This is a genomic window from Nonomuraea rosea, assembly GCF_039539705.1.
Taxonomy (GTDB): Bacteria; Actinomycetota; Actinomycetes; order Streptosporangiales; family Streptosporangiaceae; genus Nonomuraea; species Nonomuraea rosea.
On record NZ_BAABDQ010000056.1, the window covers coordinates 17,205 to 41,818 of the forward strand.

General features: G+C 72.6%; 25 protein-coding genes. 2 read left to right on the forward strand and 23 right to left on the reverse strand.

Translation table 11 applies throughout. From position 1 onward, the window contains the following. Positions 1-4 precede the first annotated feature (4 nt). The 15 genes from ABEA43_RS61070 to ABEA43_RS61140 form a co-directional block, all read right to left on the reverse strand. The gene (locus ABEA43_RS61070) at positions 5-409 is read right to left on the reverse strand and encodes a MaoC/PaaZ C-terminal domain-containing protein (RefSeq protein WP_345577771.1); all 405 of its coding nucleotides are present in this window, start codon (positions 407-409) and stop codon (positions 5-7) included. Then, positions 391-861 carry an FAS1-like dehydratase domain-containing protein gene (locus ABEA43_RS61075; RefSeq protein ID WP_345577774.1) on the reverse strand — a complete coding sequence of 157 codons (471 nt, stop codon included), beginning with the start codon at positions 859-861 and terminating at the stop codon, positions 391-393. The genes ABEA43_RS61070 and ABEA43_RS61075 overlap by 19 nt, the downstream gene beginning before the upstream one ends. Then, positions 858-2,018 carry a RidA family protein gene (locus ABEA43_RS61080; protein ID WP_345577777.1) on the reverse strand — a complete coding sequence of 387 codons (1,161 nt, stop codon included), beginning with the start codon at positions 2,016-2,018 and terminating at the stop codon, positions 858-860. The genes ABEA43_RS61075 and ABEA43_RS61080 overlap by 4 nt, the downstream gene beginning before the upstream one ends. Beyond that, positions 2,015-3,505, reverse strand: coding sequence for an MmgE/PrpD family protein (locus ABEA43_RS61085; protein ID WP_345577780.1), 1,491 nt, complete (start codon positions 3,503-3,505; stop codon positions 2,015-2,017). The genes ABEA43_RS61080 and ABEA43_RS61085 overlap by 4 nt, the downstream gene beginning before the upstream one ends. Next, positions 3,502-4,716, reverse strand: a complete 1,215-nt coding sequence (locus ABEA43_RS61090; protein ID WP_345577783.1) for a CaiB/BaiF CoA transferase family protein — start codon at positions 4,714-4,716, stop codon at positions 3,502-3,504. The genes ABEA43_RS61085 and ABEA43_RS61090 overlap by 4 nt, the downstream gene beginning before the upstream one ends. Then, positions 4,713-5,738 carry an LLM class flavin-dependent oxidoreductase gene (locus ABEA43_RS61095; protein WP_345577786.1) on the reverse strand — a complete coding sequence of 342 codons (1,026 nt, stop codon included), beginning with the start codon at positions 5,736-5,738 and terminating at the stop codon, positions 4,713-4,715. The genes ABEA43_RS61090 and ABEA43_RS61095 overlap by 4 nt, the downstream gene beginning before the upstream one ends. Then, positions 5,735-6,238, reverse strand: coding sequence for a MaoC family dehydratase (locus ABEA43_RS61100; protein WP_345577789.1), 504 nt, complete (start codon positions 6,236-6,238; stop codon positions 5,735-5,737). The genes ABEA43_RS61095 and ABEA43_RS61100 overlap by 4 nt, the downstream gene beginning before the upstream one ends. Beyond that, positions 6,235-6,837, reverse strand: a complete 603-nt coding sequence (locus tag ABEA43_RS61105; RefSeq protein ID WP_345577792.1) for an isochorismatase family protein — start codon at positions 6,835-6,837, stop codon at positions 6,235-6,237. Before ABEA43_RS61105 ends, ABEA43_RS61100 begins: the two co-directional genes overlap by 4 nt. Beyond that, on the reverse strand, positions 6,838-8,034 hold the full coding sequence (locus ABEA43_RS61110) for a CaiB/BaiF CoA transferase family protein (protein ID WP_345577795.1): 1,197 nt from the start codon (positions 8,032-8,034) through the stop codon (positions 6,838-6,840). Between the two features lie 224 nt (positions 8,035-8,258). Further along, entirely contained in the window at positions 8,259-9,206 is a 948-nt protein-coding gene (locus tag ABEA43_RS61115; RefSeq protein ID WP_345577798.1) for a fumarylacetoacetate hydrolase family protein, read from the reverse strand. Next, the gene (locus tag ABEA43_RS61120; RefSeq protein WP_345577801.1) at positions 9,206-10,138 is read right to left on the reverse strand and encodes a VOC family protein; all 933 of its coding nucleotides are present in this window, start codon (positions 10,136-10,138) and stop codon (positions 9,206-9,208) included. Before ABEA43_RS61120 ends, ABEA43_RS61115 begins: the two co-directional genes overlap by 1 nt. Beyond that, entirely contained in the window at positions 10,135-11,133 is a 999-nt protein-coding gene (locus tag ABEA43_RS61125) for an amidohydrolase family protein (protein WP_345577804.1), read from the reverse strand. Before ABEA43_RS61125 ends, ABEA43_RS61120 begins: the two co-directional genes overlap by 4 nt. Then, positions 11,130-12,251 (reverse strand): FAD-dependent monooxygenase, encoded by a 1,122-nt coding sequence (locus ABEA43_RS61130; protein ID WP_345577807.1) that lies wholly within the window; start codon positions 12,249-12,251, stop codon positions 11,130-11,132. Before ABEA43_RS61130 ends, ABEA43_RS61125 begins: the two co-directional genes overlap by 4 nt. A gap of 7 nt (positions 12,252-12,258) precedes the next feature. Next, the gene (locus ABEA43_RS61135) at positions 12,259-13,203 is read right to left on the reverse strand and encodes a cyclase family protein (protein WP_345577810.1); all 945 of its coding nucleotides are present in this window, start codon (positions 13,201-13,203) and stop codon (positions 12,259-12,261) included. After that, complete coding sequence (locus ABEA43_RS61140) at positions 13,200-14,183, reverse strand: fumarylacetoacetate hydrolase family protein (protein ID WP_345577813.1); 984 nt, start codon at positions 14,181-14,183, stop codon at positions 13,200-13,202. Before ABEA43_RS61140 ends, ABEA43_RS61135 begins: the two co-directional genes overlap by 4 nt. Positions 14,184-14,290: 107 nt before the next feature. Between ABEA43_RS61140 and ABEA43_RS61145 the strand changes: the two genes are divergently transcribed. Beyond that, entirely contained in the window at positions 14,291-15,199 is a 909-nt protein-coding gene (locus ABEA43_RS61145; RefSeq protein ID WP_345577816.1) for a LysR family transcriptional regulator, read from the forward strand. 176 nt (positions 15,200-15,375) lie between these two features. On the opposite strand, the gene ABEA43_RS61150 is transcribed toward ABEA43_RS61145, so the two are convergent. From ABEA43_RS61150 to ABEA43_RS61185, 8 genes are all read right to left on the reverse strand, one after another. Further along, the gene (locus ABEA43_RS61150) at positions 15,376-16,752 is read right to left on the reverse strand and encodes an MFS transporter (protein ID WP_345577819.1); all 1,377 of its coding nucleotides are present in this window, start codon (positions 16,750-16,752) and stop codon (positions 15,376-15,378) included. Between the two features lie 103 nt (positions 16,753-16,855). Further along, the gene (locus ABEA43_RS61155; protein WP_345577822.1) at positions 16,856-17,494 is read right to left on the reverse strand and encodes a GntR family transcriptional regulator; all 639 of its coding nucleotides are present in this window, start codon (positions 17,492-17,494) and stop codon (positions 16,856-16,858) included. Positions 17,495-17,574: 80 nt separating this feature from the next. Then, a complete protein-coding gene (locus ABEA43_RS61160) occupies positions 17,575-18,666 on the reverse strand; it encodes an ABC transporter substrate-binding protein (RefSeq protein ID WP_345577825.1) in 1,092 nt (363 codons plus the stop codon). 11 nt (positions 18,667-18,677) lie between these two features. Further along, positions 18,678-20,432, reverse strand: coding sequence for an ABC transporter permease (locus ABEA43_RS61165; protein WP_345577959.1), 1,755 nt, complete (start codon positions 20,430-20,432; stop codon positions 18,678-18,680). After that, complete coding sequence (locus tag ABEA43_RS61170) at positions 20,432-21,565, reverse strand: ABC transporter ATP-binding protein (RefSeq protein ID WP_345577828.1); 1,134 nt, start codon at positions 21,563-21,565, stop codon at positions 20,432-20,434. The genes ABEA43_RS61165 and ABEA43_RS61170 overlap by 1 nt, the downstream gene beginning before the upstream one ends. Then, positions 21,562-22,203, reverse strand: a complete 642-nt coding sequence (locus ABEA43_RS61175) for an RraA family protein (RefSeq protein ID WP_345577832.1) — start codon at positions 22,201-22,203, stop codon at positions 21,562-21,564. The genes ABEA43_RS61170 and ABEA43_RS61175 overlap by 4 nt, the downstream gene beginning before the upstream one ends. Continuing rightward, positions 22,200-22,916: a PIG-L deacetylase family protein gene (locus ABEA43_RS61180; RefSeq protein WP_345577835.1), complete on the reverse strand. Its 717-nt coding sequence runs from the start codon at positions 22,914-22,916 to the stop codon at positions 22,200-22,202. The genes ABEA43_RS61175 and ABEA43_RS61180 overlap by 4 nt, the downstream gene beginning before the upstream one ends. 55 nt (positions 22,917-22,971) lie before the next feature. Next, positions 22,972-23,739, reverse strand: coding sequence for an NAD(P)-binding domain-containing protein (locus ABEA43_RS61185; RefSeq protein ID WP_345577838.1), 768 nt, complete (start codon positions 23,737-23,739; stop codon positions 22,972-22,974). Positions 23,740-23,955: 216 nt separating this feature from the next. Here ABEA43_RS61185 and ABEA43_RS61190 point away from each other — a divergent pair, with 216 nt between their 5' ends. Then, a complete protein-coding gene (locus ABEA43_RS61190) occupies positions 23,956-24,588 on the forward strand; it encodes a GntR family transcriptional regulator (RefSeq protein ID WP_345577841.1) in 633 nt (210 codons plus the stop codon). Positions 24,589-24,614: the final 26 nt, after the last annotated feature.

A 24,614-nucleotide genomic window follows, 5' to 3' on the forward strand; every position in this document is an offset into this window, starting at 1 on the left:
CGGATCACCACCGGGTCGCCACTGTCGCTCCTGCGGGAGCGACCGCGACCCTGCCGTCCTCGACCACCTCGACTTGCTGCTCGACGGTGATCAGGCCGTCCTCGGCGCCCGCCACCCGCCCGGTGCAGCGCACGGTCTCGCCGGCGAACACCATGCTCCTGAACCGGAAGCGCAGCCTCACGACGCGGGCCGCGGGGCCCAGCCAGTCCTGCAGCTGTTCGGCCAGCAGCGCGCCGAAGACCTGCCCGTCGACCACCGGCCGGTCCAGTCCTTCGGGGGCGTAGTGCAGCCGGTGCCAGTCCCACGTGGCTCCGGCGTAGGCGATCATGTCGGGCAGCTCGATGCGCCGCTCCAGGGGCGGGATCACGGTGCCGGGATCGATGTCCTGGGTCACTGAGCCGGGATCCATATCAACGTCTCCTCGTTGACCGCCAGCAGGTCGCCGTGCTGGTTGGTGTACGTGGCGCGGGAGGTCACGAAGAGCTTGCCCGCCTTCTCCTCGGCGTCCTGGATCCGCCAGGTCACCGTGACGACGTCGTCCGGGCGTACCGGCTGGTGCAGCTCGTAGGCGTTGCCACCGCGCACCAGCCGCGCGCCCGGGATCTCCAGGCCCCAGCTGTGCCCGGCGAAGCCGTCGGCGTCCCTGGGCAGCCCGGTGTACTGGTTGGTCTCGCAGATCAGGGTGGGCGGGGCGACGACCCCGTCGTAGCCGTGCGCGCGGGCGTAGGCGTCGTCGGTGTAGAGCGGATTGTCGTCGCCCACGGCCTGCGCGAAGTAGCGGAGTGCGGCCCTGCCCAGTTCCTCGGGTGCGGTGTAGGCCGCCTCCCGGCCGACCAGTGCCGCGATCTCGCCGGGCGTCATGGGAACACCGCCGTGGGCACGACCTCGATCAGGAACTCCGGGCGGAGCAGGGCCGAGCAGACCACCGAGGTGAGCACGTACCCGCCGGGGAAGCATCGGTCCCGCAGATCGCTGATTTCGTGATATTTCGGGATAGCTGGGGGTGTGAGGTATTCGACCAGGCGCACCACCGCGTCCCCCGCCAGCCCCGCCTCACGCAGCACCGCCGCGATCGAGGCGTAGGTGAACTCGGCCTGGGCGATCAGGTCCCCGTCGAAGACGGCTCGCTGCGTCACCGGGTCGAGCGCCCCGAACCCCGACATGAACAGCGTGTCCCCGGCTGCCACGCCCGGCCGGTAGGTGAGCGTGTCGTACCGTTCCCAGCCGGGGTTGACCGGCCGCAGCGGGCGCCGGGAGGCGACCGCGTCGAGCCACACCATCGCGCCCCCGGCCACCGGATGGTCGACGAGGATGCCCGCCGCGCCGGGGTACACGCCACCCGCTCCGCCGAGCAGTTCCCTGCGCGGGCGCCCGCATCGCGGGTACTCGGCGCGGGTGGCCGTGGCGGTGTAGTCGGTCGTGCGCACCAGCGCGTCCAGGTCCGTGCCCGCCGCCTTGAGCAGGTCGCCGGCGACCTCCAGGCAGGAGCGGTACTGCTCGCGAAAGCCGGCCGTCAGGTCGGCGGGCAGGATGCCCGGCAGATAGACGATCTCGCCGGCCACCGTGACCACGCCGTGCGGGGTCACGATCCGCTCCCCGCCGCCCGGGTACGCGGTCACCTCGACCGCCACCCGGTGCCCCGGCTCGACCAGCCGCTCAACCGGCACCCTGGACACGGTCACCCCATCGAACCCAGCGACCTCCCACCCTGCGCCACCCGGCTTGCCAAGGTCCGCCCTCCCATCGCCCGCCCCACCGACATCCGGCGCAACGGCATCCGGTGCGGCAACGTCCGGCGTGACGGCGTCCGGAGCGACGGCGTCCGGAGCGACGGCGTCCGGAGCGACAGCTTCTGGGGTGATGGCGTGCGGGGTGACGTATTCGACGACCTGGACGACGTCCTGCTCGCTCAGCCCGGCCGCCGCCAGGGCTGCCCGGGCTCGCTCGTACGCCTGGGCCGCCGTCGGCGCGGAGAGTGCGGGCAACCGTACGGTGCCATGTGCGACGGACACGGTCATGAGACCTCCTCCTGGTCCGTGAGCCCGGACATCAGCGTCGTCACCTCGGTCAGTTCGGCCAGCCGCGACAGGGCGGCCATCGCCGTGGCGGACAGCCCGTTGGCCAGCGCCTTGCGGCGTACCAGCTCGCCGGCCGCCGGATCGTCCGGGCCGCCGGCGCTGCGCGGCACCTGGCCCACCACCCGCGTCCCGTCGGCGAACCGCACCCGCAGCCGCCCCGGCTGGTCGGCGGCGGCACCGGGGAACGCGACCACCTCGTGCGCGATCCGGCCGGCCAGCGCCGTCACCTCCGGCCGGTCCACCCGTTCGTAGGTGCGCACGTCCACCGCCCCGTCGAGCAGCATCGCCGCGACGCTCCACGGCAGGCTGAACTTGGCCTCGTACGGCGTGCGCGGCCGCTCCTTGCCCGGCCCGCACACGATCGCGGCCGCGTCGGGATGCACCTCAGCCACCACCTGCTCGATGTCTCCGGCGTCCCCAATACCTCGGGCACCTCGGCCGTCGCGGAGGTCGCGAAGGCCGTGGAGGTCGTGAAGGCCGTGGGGGTCGCGGGGGTCGCGGAGGTCGCGAGCGTCGCCGGGGCCTCGGGCACCTCGGCCGTCGCGGAGGTCGCGGAGGTCGTGAGCGTCGCGGGGCGGCGTCATGGCGTTGCGGGCGGCGTCCAGGGCCGCGTGCAGGAGTTGGCAGGCCGGATAAGGCTTGACGGTGATCCGGGTGACTTCCCAGACCTCGCCGAGCCGCCCCGCAGGCCGCACCCCCGGCCTGCCGAGCAGTGCCCCGTACAGGCCGTGCTCGCCTTCCAGCACCGTGTCGGGCCCCGTCGCGCCCGCCCTGGCCAGGCGAGCCGCCAGGATGCCCGCGTGCGCGGCCAGCCCCGGGTGCAGCCGCTTGGTGTCGGCCCCCGTGCTCAGGAACTCCAGGAGCCCGCCCGCCTGGCTGCCCGCGATGCCGAGCGCGTGGACGGCCTGGCGCGGGCCCAGTCCATACAGCCTGGCGGCCACGAGGGCGGCGGCGAGCACGCCGCACACGGAGGTGGCGTGCAGCCCGCGCGCGTGGAAGCCGTGCGGCGCCGCGGCTCCGAGCCGGCAGATCACCTCGTAGCCGATCAGCGCCGCCACCAGGACCTCCGCGCCGGACGCCCCGGTCTCCTCCCCCACCGCGAACGCCACCGGCAGCACCGGCGCGGTCGCGTGCACGAGCCCGCCCGCGTGGGTGTCGTCGAAGTCGAGCGCATGCACCAGGGCTCCGTTGGCCAGCGCGGCGGCGGGCGCGCCGACCCGGGCGCGGGTCCCGATGATCGTGGCCTGCGGCGGCCCGCCCAGCTCCAGCGCGACCGCGACCGCGGGCGACCCGTGCGGCGGCGCGGCGACCGCGCAGCCGAACCCGTCGGTCAGGTGCCGGATCGCGGCCTGCCTGGCCCTCGCGGGCACCGCGTCCAGGCTGAGCCCGAGCGCCCAGCCGGCGAGCACGGCCGCGGCGGTGGTCATGGGGCTTCCCCGAAAGCGCCGCCGGCGGCCAGCTCCTCGACGCGCTCCGCCGGGTAGCCGAGCAGCCCGCGCAGGATCTCCTCGCCGTCCTCGCCCCGCCGGGGAGCCCTCCGGTGGGCGACCGGTTCTGTCCCGACCCGTACCGGGGAGGCGAGCTGCTTGAGCGGGCCGTAGCGGGGATGGGAGGTCTCCACCACCAGCCCCCGCGCGGCGGTGTGCGGGTCGGCGAGCGCCTCCCGCACGTCGTTGATCGGCCCGCACGGGATGCCCGCCGCGCGCAGCTCGCCCAGCCACCAGGCCACCTCCCTGGTACGGATGATCGCGGCCAGCCGGGGCAGCAGCGAGTCCGCGTGCTCGCGGCGCGCGGCGAACGTGGCGTAGCGCGGATCGGCGGCAAACCCGGCGCCGGGCGACTCGCGATCGAGGATCAGCGCCAGCCGCCGCCAGAACTTCTCCTTCGCGCACCCCACGACCAGCCACCCGTCGGCGGCCTCGACGTTCTGGAACGGCACCAGCGAGGGATGGGCGGAATCGGCCGTGCGCACCGGGGTGAAGGAGGTGTTGAGCGCCCAGGTCCCGACGTAGGTGAGCATGCTGACGGCGGTGTCGTACAGCGACAGGTCGCAGTCCATGCCGATGCCGTCGCGGCGGGCGGCGTGCACGCCCGTGAGCAGGGCGATCGCGGCGACGAGTCCGCCGGAGTAGTCGACCAGCGACAGCCCGGACTTGGCCGGCGGTCCTGACGGCTCCCCCGTGAGGTGCATCCATCCGGCCAGCCCCTGCAGGATGTAGTCGTAGCCGGGCTCGGCGGTCCGGGGCCCGGTCATCCCGAAGCCGGACAGCGAGCAGCAGACGATGCGCGGGTTGAGGTGCTTGAGGTCGGCGTAGCGCAGGCGCATCTTGGCCGGGACGTCGCCGCGCAGGTTGGAGTAGAGGGCGTCGCCGTGCCGTACGAGGTCGTCGAAGACCTCCCTTCCGGCGGGGACGGACAGGTCCAGGGAGATGGACTTCTTGTTGCGGTTGAAGGTCTCGAAGAACAGGGAGTCCTCCTCATCCGCATAAGGGGGTACATATCGTCCAACGTCGCCGCCCACCCGAGGGTCCTCGATCTTGATGATCTCGGCGCCGAGATCGGCCAGGTGCACGCTGCCGAACGGTCCGGCCCCGTACTGCTCCAGACTGACGACTCTGACGTCCTCCAGCGGTCTCATAACGTTCCGATCAGCTCGATGATGCGTCCCTGGTTCCGGCGGATCTCCTCCGGCGCGTTGCCGTACACGGCCGGGGTGAGCTTGACGGTCCCGGCCAGTCCCTCGTAGCGGGCCAGCCGCTCGGCCACCTGGTCCGGCGTGCCCGCCAGCACCAGCGGGTCGATCATGCGGTCGGGCACCACCGGCCGCCGCCCCGCCCGGAAGGCGGTGACCGCGGCGGCGTGCTCGGCGGCCAGGCCGTGGAAGGCGAAGAAGTCCTTGTACGTGGCGACGCAGGCGTAGAAGGCCAGCACGCCGGCCGCCCGGCGGCGGGCCAGCGCCGGATCGGGATCGATCGAACAGCAGGCGGAGACGACCACGTCGAACGCGTCCCGCCCGTCCGGTCGCGCATCCAGTCCGGCCGACAGGTTCGGCAGCACCTGCTCACGAAGGTAGGCGGGCGAGGACAGCTCGTGCGACAGCCACCCGTCGGCGATGCGCCCGGCGAGCCTGGTCATCTGCGGCCCGACGGCGGCCAGGTAGATGGGGATCCGGGTGCGGACCGGCTCGTACGGACGGCGGAAGCCGCGCGCGTCGAGCCGCTGGAGCGAGCCGTCGTACTCCAGCGGCGCTCCCGCCACGACCGCCCGGATCACCTCGACGGTCTCGCGCAGCCGGGCGAGCGGGCGTTCCCAGGGGACGTTGTGCCACTTCTCGTTGAGCCTGCGCGTGCCCGCGCCCAATCCGAGGATGAACCGCCCGCCGGTCAGCTCGTCGAGGTCGAGCGCTTCGAGCGCGGTGACCATCGGGCTGCGGGCGAAGGCGAGCGCGACGGCGGTGCCGACCCCCGCGCCCGTCGGCGCGCCCCTCGCCCTGCCCCCCACCCCGCCCGTCAATGCGCCCGCCACGGCGGCGGCGCCGACCATGGCGCTACGGTGCAGCTCGGGCACCCAGATCACCTCGGCGCCCGCCTCCTCGGCCTTGCGGGCGGCGGCGGTCAGCTCCTCCAGGGTCTCGCCCCATGGGCCGTAGGTGATCCTCATGGCGTCAGCGGCCCGCTCGCGGCCTGCGGGAAGTGGCCCTTGTCGTGGGGCGCGTCGCGTTTGTAGACCATGACCGTCCGCCGCCAGGACATGATGTCCGCGCCGTCCTGGTTGAGCCCCCTGGTACGGCAGGTCACGATGCCCGCGTAAGGCCGCGAAGCGGACTCGCGCAGAGCGGTGACGACCGACTCCGCGTAGACGGTGTCGCCGACGAACACCGGATGGGTGAGCCTGATCTCCTCCCAGCCCAGATTCATGATCGCGTTCTGGCTCACGTCCGCCACCGAGAGGCCCAGCACGATCGCCACGGTGAGCCCCGAGTTCACGATCACCCTGCCCGCCGGGGAGGCGGCGGCGAAGTGGGCGTTGAAGTGGTTCTGGTTGGTGTTCATGGTCAGCAGCGTGAACCAGGTGTTGTCGGCCTCGCTGATCGTGCGGCCGAGCGGGTGCTGGTAGACGTCGCCGACGGTGAAGTCCTCGTAATAGCGGCCTGCACTCATGATGCCGGTCCCGATTCGCGCAGCCGTTCGAGCACCGCCTGTTCCTCCCATACCTCGCCGTACTTGGCCTGGATGTCGTGGAGGCTCGCCTCGTGCGGGCCGGCCGAGCGGTCGCCCACCGCCTGGCGCACCACGATCGGGACGAACCCGTGCTGGACGGCGTCCACGGCGCTGGCCCGTACGCAGCCGCTGGTGGAGACGCCCGTGATGACCAGCGTGTCCACGCGCAGCGCCGTGAGCGTGGAGGCGAGCGTGGTGCCGAAGAACGCGCTGGCGTACTGCTTGACGATGACGACCTCGTCCCCGGCGGGCGCGACCTCGGGCATGAGCGCTCCGAGCGGGCCGTGCAGCCGGCGTAGCGGGGTCGCCTTGCGGTAGAACAGGCCGCCGTCGGCGCCGTCCCTGCTGTGCGCCACGCGGGTGTGGAGGACCGGGACGCCCGCCGTACGAGCCGCCGCCAGGACCCGCGCGGCGGCCAGCAGGCAGTCGCGCGAGCCGACGTAGAGGTCGGCGTCCGGCTCGAAGTACGCCCGCATCAGGTCGACGAGGATCAGCGCGGGCCGCTCGCCGAACGGCAGGACGCCGTCGAAGGGGTCCACTCAGACGACCCCCTTGTCCTTCAGGCCGGACAGCTCCTGGGCCGTCAGCCCGAGCAGCCCGCCGTAGACCTCGTCGTTGTGCTGGCCGAGAGCCGGGCCCGCGGTGCGCACCGCGCCGGGTGTGGCCGACAGCTTCGGCACGACGTTCTGCATGGCCAGCTCGCCGAACTCGGGATGCGGCACGCGCACGATGGCCTCGCGCGCGGCGAAATGGGGGTCGGTGAACATGTCCTCGGCCGTGTAGATGCGCCCGGCGGGGACGCCGCCCTCGTGCAGGGTCCGCAGCAGGTCGTCGGCGGGCAGGGTCGCCGTCCACGCGGCGATGAGCTCGTCCAGCTCCGCCATGTGCTCGCCGCGTGCGCCGTGCGTGGCGAAACGGGCGTCCTCGGCCAGCTCGGGCCGGCCCATCACGCGCGCGAGCCGGCCGAAGACGCTGTCCTGGTTGGCCGCGATGAGGAGCGAGTCGCCGTCCTTGGCCGGGTAGACGTTGCTCGGCGACACGTTCGGCAGCACGGGCCCGGTGCGTTCGCGCCGGTAGGAGGCCTGCTGCCATTCGGGTATGAGCGATTCCATCATCGCCAGCACGGCCTCGTAGATGGCCGAGTCCACGACCTGGCCCTTGCCGCTGCGCTCGCGCTCGTGCAGCGCGACCAGGGTGCCGACGCAGGCGTGGGTGGCCGCCAGCGAGTCGCCGATGGAGATCCCGGTGCGCGACGGCGGCCGGTCGGGGTCGCCGGTGACATGGCGGATGCCGCCCATCGCCTCGCCGATCGAGCCGTATCCGGCGCGCGGGGCGTACGGGCCCGTCTGCCCGAACCCGGTGACCCGCGTGATCACCAGCCGGGGGTTGAGCGCGTGCAGCTCCTCCGGCGACATGCCCCATCGCTCCAGCGTGCCGGGCCGGAAGTTCTCCAGCAGCACGTCGGCCGTGGCCACCAGCCGTTTGACCAGCGCCTGGCCCTCCGGCGTGCGCAGATCGCAGGTGACCGACTTCTTGTTGCGCGCCACCACCGGCCACCACAGCGACAGCCCGTACGGCTTCTCCCTGCCCCACTGGCGCATCGGGTCGCCGCGCCCGGGGTCCTCCACCTTGATGACCTCGGCGCCGAAGTCGCCGAGCAACTGCCCGCAGAACGGGCCGGCCAGGAGCTGGCCGAGTTCGACGACGCGCACGTCGTCCAGGGGGAGCACGCTCATGTCCGCTCCTCAGCGGTACAGGCGGGAGCCCGGCGGCTCACCGGCGATCTTTCCTTCGTGGGCGGGGCACGCCGAGGGGCACGGGCATGATCATCTGGTCGACGTCGCGACGGTCTGGCTGATCACTTCGGCGGCCTCCTGCCGATCGGCTCCTGTCTCCCATTGTGGAACAGCTTTCCTCGTATGGGAACAGTGTGAAGGGTGCCGTCTCGGCCCTGCGTGAGTCAGGGACGGGTGCGCGGGCGGGTTCGGGCTGGTGGGATGGGGTGCGGCGGGTGGCCGGCGACGACCGTGTTGGCGATGGCGCCGATGCCCTCGACGACCATCTCCACCCGGTCCCCCGGCCGGAGCGGCGGCGGGTCCTGGACGCCGCGCCGCCCCCACAGCTCGGCCAGGCACCCGCCGTTGCCGCACGTGCCGGACCCGAGCACGTCCCCTGGCCGGACCCAGGTGCCGCGCGAGGCGTAGGCGACGAGGTCCTCGAACGGCCAGCTCATGTTGGACAGCAGGTCACGGCCGACCTCGACGCCGTTGACCGCGACGGTGAGACCGAGCCGCAGGAACCCGTCCGCGTCCCGGTACGGCTCCAGCTCGTCCGCCGTGACCAGCCACGGCCCGAGCGTGGTGGCGGCGTCCTTGCCCTTGGCCGGTCCCAGGTTGACCTGCATCTCGCGGCTCTGCAGGTTGCGGGCCGACCAGTCGTTCATGATCAGGTAGCCGGCGATGTGCTCCTTCGCGGCCTCGGGCGTGAGGTCCCGCCCCGCCCTGCCGATGACGGCGGCGACCTCCAGCTCGAAGTCGAACGCCCGGCAGCCCGGCGGCACGGGCACGTCGTCGAAGGGCCCGACGACGGCGTACGGGTTGGTGAAGTAGAAGGCCGGGGCCTCGTACCAGGCCTCGGGAACGCCGGAGCGCCCGTCCACGCTTTTGCGCACCCCTTCGACGTGCTCCTCGAACGCCACGAAGTCCCGTACGGACGGCGGCGTGAAGGGGGCCAGCAGCCGGACCTCGGACAGCGGGACGGGCTCCCCCGCCAGGCCGCCGGCGACGCCCAGCCGGTCGTCGCGGAGCAGGTCGAGCAGGCCGGTGCCGCCGGGCAACGGCCTGACCGCGTCGCCGGTCACGACTCCGCAGCGGGTACGCCCCTCATGTATGAAGGTGGCCAGGCGCATCAGACGGGAGGGGCGACGAACACGCCGCGGTCGACGTCGTTGAAGGACTCCTTGGCGACCAGCTCGTTCATCGGGTTGGCGGTCCCCCACTGGTCGGTGACCTCGGGCTGGGAGAAGTCGTAGACGTGCGGGTGCCAGGCGTCCTCGTCCAGCTCCTCCAGCTCGGTGGTGTACTCGACGGTGTTGCCGTGCGGGTCGAGGAAGTAGGAGAAGGTGTTGTCGCCGGCCAGGTGCCGTCCGGGACCCCAGATCATCCGCACGCCCGCGCGCAGGAGGCGGCCGGTGCCGTACATGTACTCGTCGACGCCGCGCAGCTCGAAGCTGATGTGGTGCAGGGAGGCGTGCGGGCCGCGGGCGATGGCCATGCTGTGGTGCCGCGGGTTGCACCGCATGAAGTGCATCACCTCGCCCATGTGCGGGTGGGCGAGGGTGTCGGACACGGCGAAGCCGAGGTGGGTCTCGTACCAGGTGCGGGTGGCGTCGATGTCGGGGGCGTTGAGCACCACGTGCGACAGCCGTACCGGGACGGCCTCCTTGGCCTCCAGCCTGCGGTGCGCGCGGACGGCGACGTCCGCGGAGACCTCGACGGTGCGGCCGTCGAGGTCGAAGAAGCGGAAGCCGTACCCGCCGCCCGGAGTGTCGATCTTGCCGGGCTCGGAGACGAGCCGGACCGCGGCGGCCCGCAGGCGCTCGGCCAGGGCGTCCACGTCGGCGGGCGTGGCCGCGCCGAAGGAGATCAGGTCGAGCCGCTTCTCGGCGGCCCTGCGCAGGCGGATGACGTACTGCTCGGGTGAGCCCTCCGCCGCCAGGAAGCTGAGGCCGGTGTCGCCCGCGACCTCGGTCAGGCCCCAGACGCCGGCGTAGAAGTCGCGCTGCCGGTCGTAGTCGGGCACGGCCAGGTCCACGTGCCGCAGATGGCTGATGAGTCTCATCGGTGTTCCTTCAGTCGAAACAGTCGGACGGCGTTGCCGCCGCTGACGGCGTCGTAGCCGGCCTGGTCCGGCAGCGCGGCGCGCAGCCGGTCCAGGGGGTCCTCGACGCCCATGTCGAACGGGTGGTCCGAGCCGAGCAGGACCTGCGACACCCCCGCGGTGTCGATCAGGGCGCGCAGGACCGCGGGCTCGAAGACGAGGGAGTCGTACGAGATGCGCCGCAGGTACGCGCTGGGCGGCTCGGCGCAGGTGTGCGACTCGGGCCTGACCCGCCAGCCGTGGTCGGCCCTGCCCAGGTAGTACGGCAGGTAGCCGCCTCCGTGCGCGGCCAGCAGCCGCAGGCCGGGATGCCGGTCGAGCACGCCGGAGAAGATCAGGTGCGACAGCGCCACGGCGTTCTCCACCGGCGCGCCGACGAGGTTGGACAGGTACCAGCGATCCAGGCGTTCGTCCAGCGTGCAGCCGAACGGGTGCAGGAACACGACCGCCCCCGTCTGCGCCGCGTGCGCCCAGAACGGCTCGTAACCCGGGTCGGACAGCTCCCGCCCGGGGGCGTGCGAGGAGATCTCCACCCCCTTCAGTCCCAGGGCGAGCGCGTCGTCGAGGGCCTGGACCATCAGCTCGGGATGCTGGAGCGGAGCCAGGCCCATGCCGCTCAGCCGGTCGGGCGCGGCGGCGCAGTGCGCGGCCACGCCCTCGCCGGCCAGCCGCCACACGGTGCGGGCCAGGTCGCGATCGGCCCAGTAGTGGTAGTGGGACGGTGACGGGCTGACGATCTGCGCGTCCACCCCGGCGGCGTCCATGTCCGCCAGCCGCGCGGGGACCTGGGTCAGGCGCGCGATCCGTGCCTCGATCATCCGGCCGCTGACCGCCAGCGACTCGGCGCCGTTGCGGCGGACGTCCAGCTCGCGGTGCGCGGCCAGGCCGGGCCGCCCGGCCACGGCCTGCTCGATCTCGGGCAGCAGCACGTGCGCGTGTACGTCGACGGTGGTCATGGGCGCTCGCTCACCATCGCCGCGATGCGGCCCATCAGCCCCGGCACGTCGGCGTCCGGCTCCGGTTCGAGCTGCCAGCGGGCCAGGTGCACCGACGCCTCGACCACCGCCCTGACGCGCTCGTGACGGCGGTCCATGAAGGCGTCGAACAGCTCTTCGCCGAGCTGGTCGGCGGCGAGCAGCAGCTCGGCCAGGACGGTGGCGTCCTCCAGGCACTGGGCCGCCCCCTGGGCGAGGGTCGGCGGGCAGGCGTGCGCGGCGTCGCCGATCAGGACCGTCCTGCCCCGGTGCCAGGGCCGGTCCACGAGCAGCGACTCGAACCAGGTGTAGTTGATCCGGTCCTGGTCGGTGATGTCCGCGCGGATCTCGTCCCAGACGCCGCCGTAGCCCTCGGAGAGCGCCCGCATGATGCCGGCCTTGTCCGCGGCGACCTCCCTGGGCCGCGCCTTCTCCACCAGGTACGCGTACATGGTGTCATCGCCCGTCGGGCAGTAGCCGGCGATGAAGCAGGGTCCGCCGTAGACCAGGTCGGTGCGTTCGACCCGCTTGGGGCGGCGGGTGTGCAGCCGCCAGATGCCCATGCCGGTCGGCTCTGGGGCGGCGTCGATGCCGAGCAGGCCGCGGATCGAGGAGCGGATGCCGTCCGCGCCCACGACCAGGTCGTACGTGGCGGTGGCGCCGTCCGACAACCGCACCCGTACGGACGGGCCGGTGTCGTCGAGGGTGTCCACCGTCGTGCCCGGCATGATCCGCGCGCCGGCCGCACGCACGGCGGCGGTCAGGATCGCGGCCAGCTCCGGGCGGTTCATGCCGAGCGCCGCAGGCAGATCGGGGCCGCCGGTGCGGACGTCGGGCAGCTCGGCGACCAGGCTCCCGTCGGGGGCGCGCAGCCCGAGCGAGCCGAACGCGAACCCGGCCGCGCTCACCCGGTCCCAGACGCCGAGGTCGCGCAGCACCCGCAGCGCGTTGCCCTGCAGCGTGATGCCCGAGCCCAGGGTGGTGAGCCCCGGTTCGATCTCCGCGACGTCCACGGCGACGCCGCCGCGGGCGAGCAGGATCGCCAGGGCGGAGCCGGCGGTGCCGGCGCCGACGATGAGGACGTTCCCGACTGCTGGCATGTGGGCCTCATTTGATCGCGAGGGGGTTGACGGGGGATCCGACCGCGCCGGTGACGGGCAGCGGGGCGGCGGCGAGGAAGAAGTCGTGGACGCAGTCGCCCGCGCAGTGCGCGGCGAGGGCCTCCAGGTCCCACATCTCGCCGACGAGCAGGCCGATGTGCGGGATGACGACCTGGTGCAGCGGCTGGAAGGCGTTCTCGAACTCGTTGGGGCGCACCTCGAAGCCCCACGTGTCGGTGGCGATCGCGGCGATCTCCGTACGGTGCAGCCAGCCGGCGGTCGTGAACGACAGCCCTGGCGCGGGGCCGCCGGCGTAGTCGCCCCAGCCCTCGCGCCGGGCCCTGGCGAGCCGGCCGGTGCGCACGCAGACGATGTCACCGCACCTGACCGCGACGCCGTGCGCCTCGGCCGTGGCGTTCAGGTGCTCCTCGGTGATGGCGAAGCCGTCGGGCAGTTCCCCGCCGCCGATCACCCGGCCCACGTCCAGCAGCACGCCGCGGCCCGCCACGAACGGGGCCAGGTGCTCGATGCCGGTGACCAGGTCGCCCTCGCCGGTCACGACCTTGTCGGCCGGACGGCCGTTCCAGGCCCGGCCGTGGTCGAAGATGTGCCCGAGGCCGTCCCACTGGGTGGAGCACTGCAGCGGCATGGCGATCACGTCGTCCGCGCCGCCGAACCCGTGCGGGAACCCCTGGTCGCCGTGGACGGCGTCGAGGCCGGTGTCGAGCATGGTGTGCACCGGGTTCGTCCGCCGCCGCCAGCCGTTCTGGGGGCCGTTCATGTCGAACCGCTGCGCCAGCGAGAAGCTCACGCCCAGGCGGATCAGCCGGGCCGCGGCCGCCCGCTTGGCCTCGTCGAGGAAGTTGACGGTGCCCAGGACGTCGTCCGGGCCCCAGCGGCCCCAGTTGGAGTAGGCGGCCGCGGCCTCGGCGATGGCGTCCTCGGGCGTCATGCCGCCTCGCCCGCGCAGCGGTTGCGCTGGACGCCGAGCCCGGTGATGGCGCCCTCCATCACGTCGCCCGGCCGCAGCAGCCGCCCCCAGTGCAGGCCGTTTCCGGCCGGGCTGCCGGTGAGCAGCACGTCGCCGGGCAGCAGCCGGACGGTCTGGGAGGCGTACGACACCAGCCGGGCCACGTCGAAGATCATGTCTTTGGTGGACTCGTCCTGCATGACCTGGCCGTTCAGCCGCAGCGTCACCCGCAGGCTTCCCGGGTCGGCGACGAAGCCGGCCGGCACCAGGTACGGCCCGAGCGGCGTGAACGTGGGCGCGTTCTTGGCCCGCAGCCAGTCGGTGCCGATCTCCGGCATGTCGCGGCGGAACACCAGCTCGCGGGCGGTGAGGTCGTTGGCGATCGTGTACGCCGCCACGTGCGCCAACGCGGTGTCCCGGCCGACGCGGAAGGCCGGGCGGCCGATCACCGCCGCCAGCTCCAGCTCCCAGTCCGGTTTCGTGCACCAGGACGGCAGGACCACGTCGTCGTACGGGCCGGTGATCGCGGAGGGCAGGCCGGTGAACACGTACGGCTGGTCCCCGGCCGCGCGCCGGTCCATCATCGCGGCCGTCTCGGCCCGCACCTGCTCGGCGGGCCTGCCGCCCTCGGGCTCGTGCGCCACCGCGAGGTCGATCACGTGGGTGCGGTAGTTGGCGCCCGACTGGAGGACCTGGCGGGGCTCGACGGGAGCGTGCACCCGCAGGCCGGCCAGGGGCCGCCACTCCCCCGCGTCCGCCGCGGCGGCCCCGGCCAGCAGCGGCAGGACGTCGTCCCAGCGCTCCAGCAGGTCACGGGTGGTCCGCGGGGGCTGGCCGAGCGCGGGCACGGTACGCAGGTCCAGGACGCGATCGCCGGCGATCAGGCCGGGAAAGGGCGCTTGATCGCCGGCGGAGAAGGTGCCGAGCGCGAAAGGGCCGGCGAGAGACGGAAGTGTTTCCACAAGATTGCCTTCCGGTGTGGTGCCCCTAACCTTGAACCATCCGGAAGGATCTGGGAAATCGATTCAACAGATCCTTGGCATCCGTTCCATGGATAGCATGGGACGCTGTGAACCTCGCCAGCCTCGACCTCAATCTCCTGATCGCCCTGCGCGCCCTGCTGGAGGAGCTCAACGTCACCAAGGCGGGCCGGCGCATCGGGCTGAGCCAGCCCGCGATGAGCGCCGCGCTGGCCAGGCTGCGCCACCACTTCGCCGACGAGCTGCTGGTCAGACAGGGCAACCGGTACGAGCTCACCCCGCTGGGCAACGCGCTGCGCGCGCCCGCCGCCAACGCGTACGCCATGCTGGAGCGGCTCTTCACCAGCCGCGCGGACTTCCATCCCGCGACCGAGCAGCACGACTTCACGCTGCTCTCCTCCGACTACGCGATCGCGGTCTTCGGCGCCGAGCTGGCCCGCATCCTGCACACCGAGGCGCCCGGCGTCCGCCTGCACTTCCAGCACGTGCCGCCCGGCGTCGCCGAGCACGCCGGGGCGCTGCTCAGCGGCGTGGACGGCCTGCTGATGCCGCACGGCGTGATCGGCGATCTGCCGGCCGTGGAGCTGTACCGCGACGAGTGGGTGTGCCTGGTCTCCGACGACCATCCCGGCCTCGGTGACCGCATCACCATGGACGACCTGGCCCGGCTGCCCTGGGTGATCTACCAGCGGGCGTTCGACGCGACCGTCGCCCGGCAGCTGGCCATGCTGGGGCTGGAGCCGTACGTGGAGGTGTCGGTGCAGAGCTTCCAGCTCCTGCCCAGCCTGGTGGCCGGCACCCGGCGGGTCGCGCTGATCCAGCGGCGGCTGGCCAGGCTGCTGGAGGGGCTCGCCCCGGTACGCACGCTGCCCTGCCCGTTCGAGGCGGTGCCGTTGCAGGAGGCGTTGTGGTGGCATCCGGTGCACACCCACGACGCGGCCCACATCTGGCTGCGCGAGACGGCGGCCCGCGTCGCCGCCGGCCTGCCCGACGCCTGAGGCGCGCCACCGGGTCGGCCCGGCGGGTCGGCCCGCCGGGGTCAGCCCGGCGGGGTCAGCCCGGCGGGGTCAGCCCGGCGGGGTCAGCCCCCAGGGTCGACCCACGGAGGGCAGCCGACGCGGTCGGCCCCGGGGTGAGTCCCCCGGGGTCAGTAGCTCGGGGTCAGTCCTCGGGGTCAGTCCTCGGGGTCGGGGACCGCTGAGGCCGACCAGGCCGCGGCGCCCAAGGTCGCCCCGGTGAGCACCAGCACGCCGGTGACGCCGCCCACCACGGCCGCCGCCCCGGACACGGCGGGGATCACGGTCTGGGCCAGGCGGTTGCCCGCGATCCGCAGCGACAGCACGGTGCCGCGGGTCCCGGAGGGTGCAAGCTGGGTGACCCAGCCCATGGTGATCGGCTGGCAGACGCCCGCGGCGAACCCGTACACGCCGGTGAGCGCGACGAGCACGGCGACGGGCACGGGAAGCGTCAGGCCGCAGAGCGCGAGCGCCGACACCGCGCAGGCCGCCACGGTGAGCCGCCTGCGGCCGAGCCTGCGTACGAGCTGGGCCAGGTTGATGCGCGACACCATCTGCGTCACCGAACGGACGGCGAGCATCGCCGTCACCCAGCCGGGCGCGATCCCCCTGGCGTGCGCGAGCGCGGGCAGGTACGCCAGCGTCACGTCGATCGACGCCAGGATCAACCCGCCGACCAGCAGCGCCCGCCCCATGCCCGGGATGGCGAGCAGCCGCCGCGCCGGCCAGCGCCGGCCCGCCGGCCCGGACGACGACCCAGACGACCCAGGCGACCCAGACGACCCAGACGACCCAGGCGTCCCAGGCGACCCAGGCGACCCAGGCGTCCCAGGCGTCCCAGGCGTCCCAGGCGACTCGGACGGTGCGGACGGTGCGGACGGTGCGGGCGGCGACCCAGACGGCTCAGGCGGCGATCCGGACGCCTCAGGCCGTGATCCAGATGGCGATCCGGACGGTGCGGCACGGTGGACGGTGCCGAAACCGAAGGAGACCGCAAGCGTCACCAGGCCGGCCAGCCCGCACGCGGCGGCGATCGGCTCCAGCGGCGGCGACTGGCTGCCCGGCGCGGGCGGCAGGAGCAGGAGCAGCGGGCCCACGCCCTGCCCGAGCGAGGTGACGAACGTGTAGACGCCGAAGACGGAGTCCAGCCCCCGGCCCCGGGCCCGGCCCGCCACCGCGGACTGCTCGCCGACCATGGAGAAGATGATGCCGATGCCGAGCAGGGCGGTGGCGGTGACGAGCAGCCCGATCTGCGCCGAGCCGACGTAGGCGACCACCGCCGATCCGGTCAGCGCGACCCCGCCGATCACCATGCCAGGCCGCTCTCCCACACGGTCCACCAGCCGCCCGGCCGCGATCGCCAGGACCAGCGGCGGGATCGCGAACATCGCCCCGACCACCGCCAGCCAGGCCGGCCCGTACCCCAGGTCCAGCACCGCGTACGAGAGAGACGGCCTGATCCCGTAGCTGATGGCCTGGACCAGGATCGCGTGGACCACCAGCAACGGCCAGAACAGCCGCCGGCCACCGGTCACGGCGGCCCCGCCGGCCAGAGCGGCCCGACAGGCACAGGCGGCCCGACAGAAGGCGCGGCCGGAGGCGGAGGTGAGGGCGGGGCCGGGGCTGGGGGCACGGCCATCAGGGCGTTCCGGTTTCGCCGGTCGGTCTGGCCTGCTCCAGGGCCTCGATGACGCTGCGCAGGTGACCGCGCATGGCCGCCTCCGCCCGGTCCTCGTCGTGCGCGCAGATGGCCTCGATGATCTCGAGGTGCTGCGGCAGCGACACCGCCGCCCGGCCCGGCTGGAAGGCCAGCCGGACCTGGTGGCGGGCCAGGTTGCCGCGGATCCGCTCGATGATGTCGGTCGCCGCCGACTGCCCGCCGATCAGCCGGATGAACGAATGGAGCTCCTTGTTGCAGGTGGAGTATTCGATGAGGTCGCCGGCCGCCACGTGCTCCTTCATCCGCGCCCCGATGGAGCGCAGTTGCCCGGCCTGGTCGCCGGTGACCCTGGCGGCCGCCTTCGCCGCGCACAGCCCCTCGACGACCATGCGGACCTCCGTGAACTCGATGGCCTCCGCGAGCGTGATGGCCCGGACCCGCGCCCCTCTGTGCGGGATCCGCTCCACGAGCCCTTCGCTCACCAGATCGGCCAGCGCGTTGCGGATGTGCGATCTGGAGGCGCCGAACTGCGCGCAGAGATCCGCCTCGATGAGTCGCTGGTTCGGCGCCAGGTCTCCCGCGAAGATGGCCTCACGAATGCGGTCAACAAGTTTCATGGTCGGACGTCCCTGATCTGGCTCCGATAGGCAGCTTGATCGTTCCACATCGGCGGACGGGGATCGGCCGCCGGTTTCCGTCAGCCGGTGTAGCCGAAGATTTCCCGCCACCGTTTCGCGTCCTCCGCCGTGTGCGCCAGCATGGTCTTCGCGTCCGCCCGGTAGAGCCAGCCGGAATCGGCGGCGGGGAACGCCACGTCACCGACCTTGGGCGTGCCGACGTCCTTGCGCACCGGATAGTCGCCCTGCTGCACGGCGATCTTCTGGGCGTCCTTGGACAGCAGCCAGCTCGCGAAGACCTTCGCCGCGTTGGGCGAGGGCGCCTGCGCGCCGACGCCCACGTAGAACGGGTATCCGACGGCGCCTTCCGCGGGCACGGCGACCGTGATCGGGGCCCCGTCGGCGATCGAGCCGATCCCGGTCGCCACCGGCATCGTCGCCACCGACACCTCGCCGCGCGCCAGCGCGTCGGTCTGCCCGGCCGACGAGTCGAAGATCCGCGGCTTGTTGGCGGCGAACTTCGTCAGGTACTCCTCGCCGATCTTGTCGATCTGGAACCGGGTCAGCGCGGCCGTGCTGCCGCCCGCGCCGACCTGCACGATCGACAGCTTGCCCTGCCATTTCGGGTCGAGCAGGTCCGCCCAGTTCTTCGGCGCCTGGTCCTTGGGGACGACGGCGTTGTTGTACGCGAAGGAATAGACCCGGTCGAACCCGGAGAAGTAAAGCCCGCCCTCCTTGACCGCGTCGCCCACCGCGGACGTCACCGCGGCCGGGAGCGTCAGCTTCTGGAAGGTGCCTGCCTTGGCGAGGGAGAGGATGATGTCCTCGCCCGACGTGCGGATCACGTCGGCGCCGAGCTTCTTGGCGCCGGTCTCGGCGAGGATGCGCTCGGTGAGCTTGTTGGGAGCCAGCCGGACGATCTCCACGTTGATTCCGGTGGCCTTGGTGAACGCTTCTGTGACGGCCTTCTCCGACTGCTCGCTGCCGCCGGTGTAGAAGACCAGCGAGCCTTCGTCCTTGGCGGCGCTGTACAGCTTCTGGTCGGCGATCGTCTCGCCGCCGACGACCAGGGACGTGGCGTCGGCGCTGCCTGCGGCTCCGCCGCCGCACCCGGCCATCGGCAGGGTCACCAGCAGCGCCACCGTGAGGGCGCCCGTACGGCCAGCTTTCATGACATCTCCAGCTACTTCTGCTCTTTGGCGCCGAGACGCCGGGACACGATGGAGAGGGTGAGGATCACCAGGCAATACAGCAGGCTCGTGGCGGCCGCCCGCTGCAGGATTCCGTTGTCGAAGTCGTCGAAGATGACGATCGACAGCAGCCGCGTATCGGAGGTGAACAGGAAGAGCGGGACCGTCAGCTCGCGCATGGACAGCATCAGCAGCAGCAGGAACGTCGAGGTCAGCCCGACCCGCAGCAGCGGCGCGGTGACCGCGGTGATCGCCCGGACGCGGGAGGCGCCGTGCATCACGGCGGAGTCCTCCAGGTCGCGGTCCACCTGGACGATCGAGGCCGCCACCCCGCGGAAGCCCTGCGGCATCTGGGCCGCGACGAAGGCGATCACCATGACGGCGAGCGTCCCGTACACCGGGACGGGCGCGATCAGCCAGGTCCACAGCAGGCCCAGGCCGAGCACGATCGACGGGATCGCCAGCGGGAGCATCGACACGTACTCCAGCGGCCCGCGGCCGGGCAGCTTGGTCCTGTGCACCACGTAGGCCACGACGAAGGCGAGCAGGGTGCCGAGCAGGGCCGCCACGATCGACACCACGACGCTGTTGACCGTGGCCCGGTGCGTGACGCCGGAGCTCAGCACGTCCTGGAACGACTCCAGCGTGAACGCGCCCGCCTTGGTGAACGCGCCGAGCACCGTGCCGATGTACGGCGAGTCGTGCAGGGCGACGAACAGCAGCGCCAGCACCGGCAGCACGGCCGACAGCGCGAAATAGCCGAGGCCGAGCAGCAGCGCGGGCAGCCGCCAGCGGCCGAGGTCGATCCTGCGCGGCTTCATCCCCTTGCCCGAGACGGTGGTGAACGCGCGCTTGGCCAGCATCCGCCGCTGCAGCGCGGTGACGACCAGGACGACCGCCACGAGCGCGATCGACACGGCGGCCGCCTCGTTGCCCCGCGACGGCGTCGAGTTCATCAGCCGGTAGATGTAGGTGGGCAGCGTCTCCACGCCGGCCGCCCCGCCGATGATCTGGGACACCGGGAAGTTCTCGACGGTGAGCACGAAGATCAGCACGGTGGCGCCGAGGATCGCGGGGGTGATCAGCGGCAGGGTGACCCGGCGCAGCACCCGGCCGAACGACGCGCCGTGGACGTTGGCGGCCTCCTCCAGGTCGGGGTTCATCAGGCTCAGCGCGCCGTGGATGAGCAGGAACGCGTACGGCGCGTAGTACAGCGCGAGCACCAGGATCAGGCCGGCGACGTTGTTGACGTCCACGAACCCGGGCAGGCCGAGGTCGCGCAGGGTGATGTTGAGCAGGCCGGCGTTCTCGCTCCCGAGCACCGACCACGCCAGCGCGCCCACGTAGGACGGCAGCAGCATGGGCACCAGCCCGGCCAGGTACAGGAATCCGCGCAGGTACACGTTGGTCCGCGCGGTGACGAAGGCCAGGAACCCGCCGATGAGCAGGGCCAGCACGGAGGCGCCGAGCCCCACCTTGAGCGAGTTGAGCGTCGCCGCGACCGAGCCGGCGGTCGTCACGCTGGCGAAGTTGTCCAGGGTGAGCCCGTTCAGGCCGACGTTGCCGGGCCTCGGGGCGTCGGACGCGAACGCGGCCAGCACCACCAGCCCGACCGGGGCCAGGATCAGCACGGCGAGCACCACGAACAGCGCCCCGGGCAACGTCGCCGAGCGCAGCAGGCGGCGGGCGCGGGCGGGCAGCGCGGCGCTCTCGGCGCGTACCGGCCGCTCTGTGGTCTGTGCCGTCATCACGCGGGCACTCCCGCGGGCTCTTCTACGGGTACCTCCGCCGGGAGCACGCGGATCGCGCCCGGCGGCAGGGCCACGGTGACCGCGTCGTCCAGGCCGAGCAGCGGCCCGGACGATCTGAGCTGGACGGCGTCCAGCTCCAGGTCGGTCCCGACGCGGATCCGGTAGACGACGGTGGAGCCCTGGAAGACGAAGCCGGCCACCTTGCCGGGCAGCGCGTTGGTGACCGTCATGCCGTCAGGCCCGAGGTCGGTGTCCTTCATGCCGTCCGGACCGAGCAGCACGTCCTCGGCGCGGATGCAGAGCCGCAGGTCGCCGGTGGCCTCGTACGGCTCGACCTGGAGCTTCTGCCCGGCCGACGGGAGGCGGACGCAGGAGGCGTCCTCGCGGGTGACCGGGATGATGTTGTCGACGCCGAGGAACTCCGCGATGGAGGCGCTTCTGGGCTTGGCGTAGATCTCGGGCGGGGTGCCGATCTGGACGATCCGGCCTGACTGCATCAGCGCGATCCGGTCCGCCAGGGCCAGCGCCTCGTCCTGGTCGTGAGTGACGTACATCGAGGTGACCCTGAGCCTGAGCTGCAGCTCGCGCAGCTCCATCCGCAGCCGGTGGCGCAGCCGGGCGTCGAGGTTCGACAGCGGCTCGTCGAGCAGCAGCACCGACGGCTGCATCGCGAGGCTGCGCGCCAGGGCGACGCGCTGCATCTGCCCGCCGGACAGCAGGCTGGCGCCCCGGTCCGCGAGGTGGTCCAGGCCGACGAGCTCCAGCGTCTCGCGGACGGCGGTGCGCATCTCCGCGCCCTTCGTGCCCTTCATCTTGAGCGGGAAGGCCACGTTCTCGAAGACGGTCATGTGCGGCCAGATGGCGTACGACTGGAACACCATGCCGATGTTGCGCTTGTTCGGCGCGCGGTTGAGGCCGCTGCCGCTGTCGAACACCGGCCGGCCGCCAATGCTGATGACGCCCGCCGCCGGCGTCTCCAGGCCTGCGATGCAGCGCATGGTGCTGGTCTTGCCGCAGCCCGACTGCCCGAGCAGGACCAGGGACTCGCCCTCTTCGACCGTCAGGTCCAGGTCCGACACCGCGACCGCGTCACCGTAGGTCAGGGTCAGGCCGTGGACCTCGACCTTCATGCCGGGTTCCCTTCGTCCGCCGCGCGGAAGCCGTGCAGGTCGTACGACAGGCCGCCGGCCAGGTACTCCTGCCGCGCCGTCGCCTCCTTGGCCTCCCGCGACAGCGAGGCGGCCAGCACGTCGTCGATGCGTTCCGCGGGGACGGCGACCACGCCGTCGCCGTCGAGCACCACGGCGTCGCCCGGCCTGATCAGGGTGCCGCCGACGATGGCGGGCCGGTCTACGGCGCCACGGTGCGCCTTGGTCGCGCCGCGCACCCTGATCCACCGGGTCCAGATCGGCAGGCCCAGCTCGCGCAGGGTGTCGGCGTCCCGTACCGAGGCGTTGACCAGCACGCCGGCCGCCCCCTGGGCCTTGAGCTGGGTGACGAGCAGATCGCCGATCAGGGCGACGGGGACGGGGGTGTCCATGGTGAGGACGACGATGTCGCCCGGCCTGGTGCGGGCGGCGACCTCGTGGACGGCGCGGTTGTCCGCGGGGCCGCACACGGCGATCCTGGCGGGGCCCGCGACGCCGCTGCCGGGGATCAGCCGGATGAAGTCCTCGTCCACCAGGCCCTGGCGGCCGGACGCCTCGTACACCGTGGCCACCCCGAGCCGGGCCAGCTCGCCGAACCTGTCGGCGGATCCCGCGCTCACAGGGCGCCCACCACGTTCGGGACCATCCGCTGGAACGCCTCGGCGTGGCGGATCTCCTTGTCCCCGGTCACCTTGCGGGCGTGGTTGGCCCGGTGCTCGGCCCGTTCCGTGTAGTACTGCCGCAGGTACGCCTGCGCGCTCATCGCGGCCATGGCCTGGGCCTTCGCCTCGAAGACCGCGGTGATGTCGACGAACACCGTGGGCACGAAGCCGCAGAGGTCCGGCTGGTGCGGCTCGAAGACCAGGAACTCCGACGGCGGCGCGGTGCGGAACCCGGCCTCGACGACCGCGCCGGAGGTGAGCAGCCTGGCCTGGGAGACCACCTGGTAGGCCACCGGGTGGTCCGGGTTGAACGGGTCCTTCTCCGGGTGGGTGAGCACGACGTGGGGCGCGAAGTCGCGCATCAGCTCGGCGACGCGTTCGACGTCGCCCGCTCCGGCGTGCAGCGGGTAGTCGCCGAGGTCGAAGCACTCGTAGCCGGCTCCGACCGCCTTCGCCGCCGCGGTGGCCTCCTCGTGCCGGATCCGCTTGACGTTCTCGACGGTCTGCCCCGGCTCCTTCCACAGCTCGCCGGACTCGCCGCGCTCGCCGTACGAGAGCGTGACCACCCGGGCCTCGCCGCCGGCCCGGGTGTGCTTGGCGATGGCGCCGGCGGCGCGCCAGACGAAGTCGGCGCTGTGCGCTCCGACGACCAGCATTCTTCGTGCGGTCATGCTCGGTTGCCTCTCTCGGGGGTTTCGGGGGTTTCGGGGGTTTCGGGATGGCCGGTCAGTCGTCCAGCAGCGAGGCGAGCCAGGTGCGGGAGGCTTCCATGACCCAGGCGGGCCGGCCGAGCTCCGCCAGGTAGCCCGCCGCGTCCTCGACCTCGTGGACCCGCCGGGCCGCGTGCACCCTGCTGCCGTCGACCAGCCGGTCGATCAGCTCGCCGACGTCGCCGGAGAGCTCGCCGACCATCTGGCCGCGCAGCCACTCCTGCTCGCCCGCCGCGGCGGCGGCGCTCTCGCACTCCAGCATCAGCGCGGCCAGGCCCTTCATGAAGACGCTGCGCAGCAGCTTCCTGGCGGCCGCCGCGCCGGCCCCGCCCGGGATGGCCTCCACGGGCACGGCGGCCGGGCGTACCAGCTCGGCGAACCTCTCCGCGCCGGTGCCACTGGCCATCAGCGCCGTGCGGGCGCCCTTTCTGGGCACCGGCGCCAGCACGGCGACGTCGGCGAACGCGACGTCCGCCGCCGCCGCCAGCTCCGCCAGGGTCCGCTTCAACGCCGGCGATCCGGTGTTGAGGTCGGCGTAGACGGCGTCCGGCGGGCAGTGCGGCAGGGCCTGCCGGGCGACCGCCTCCGCGGCGCGGGCGCCCACCAGGCTGATCACGAGATCGGCCGGGACCACCGCGTCCGCCACGGCCGGCACCTGCTCGATCTGCTCGTCGTCCGCCCGCACGTACGGGTCGAAGCCCCGTACGTGGAAACCGGCTTCGCGCAGGTCCCGCGCGTAGATCCGGCCGGCTTCGCCCAGCCCCAGCACCGCGATCACAGTCACGCCAACTCCGGTACATCTTGTTGATGAAACAGTGACCAGAATTGTTGACACTCTTGTTGCCAAAGTCAACCCTATGTTTCGGTCGAAGGCGGGCGGGATTTCGGGCCGACCATGATGTAAGGGCTGCGGCCTGGGCCGTCGCAGGGACTCTCACGGCGAAGTCAATGATCGATACGATGCCCGGCAGACGATTGTTGACAATCAGAGAGAGGGACAGTGTCCACAGACTCGGGAACGGTGCTCGACGCGATCCGCGAGGGGATCCTGCGCGGCGAGTTCGTGCCTGACCAGCGGCTCGTCGAGGCCGACCTGTCAGAGCGCTTCGCCGCGAGCCGGGGCTCGGTGCGCTCCGCACTGCTGCAGCTGGCCAACGAGGGCCTGGTGGAACGGGTCCAGAACCGGGGCGCACGGGTGCGCGCGGTCTCCCTGGCGGAGGCCATCGAGATCACCGAGGTCCGCATGGTGGTGGAGGGGCTGTGCGCGGCCAAGGCCGCCGAACGGGCGACCCCGGCGGAGGCCGAGGAGCTGCGTGAGATCGGCGTGCGGATGTCGGAGACGGTCGCGTCGGGCGACGTGCTCGCCTACTCCGAGCTCAACCAGCTCCTGCACCGCCGGATCAGGGAGCTGAGCGGCCAGTCCGTCGCGGGCGGCGTGCTGGAGCGGCTGCGCGCGCAGAGCGTCCGGCACCAGTACCGGCTGGCCATGCAGCGGGGGCGGCCGGCCGTGTCGCTGGGCGAGCACCTGGCCGTCATCGACGCCGTACGCGCGGGCGACCCGGAGGCGGCCGAGCACGCCGCCCGCCGGCACCTGCGCAGCGTGATCGCGGCATTGCGGACACACGCCGGCTGATCCGCCCTTGACCGCTCGTCCTCCTA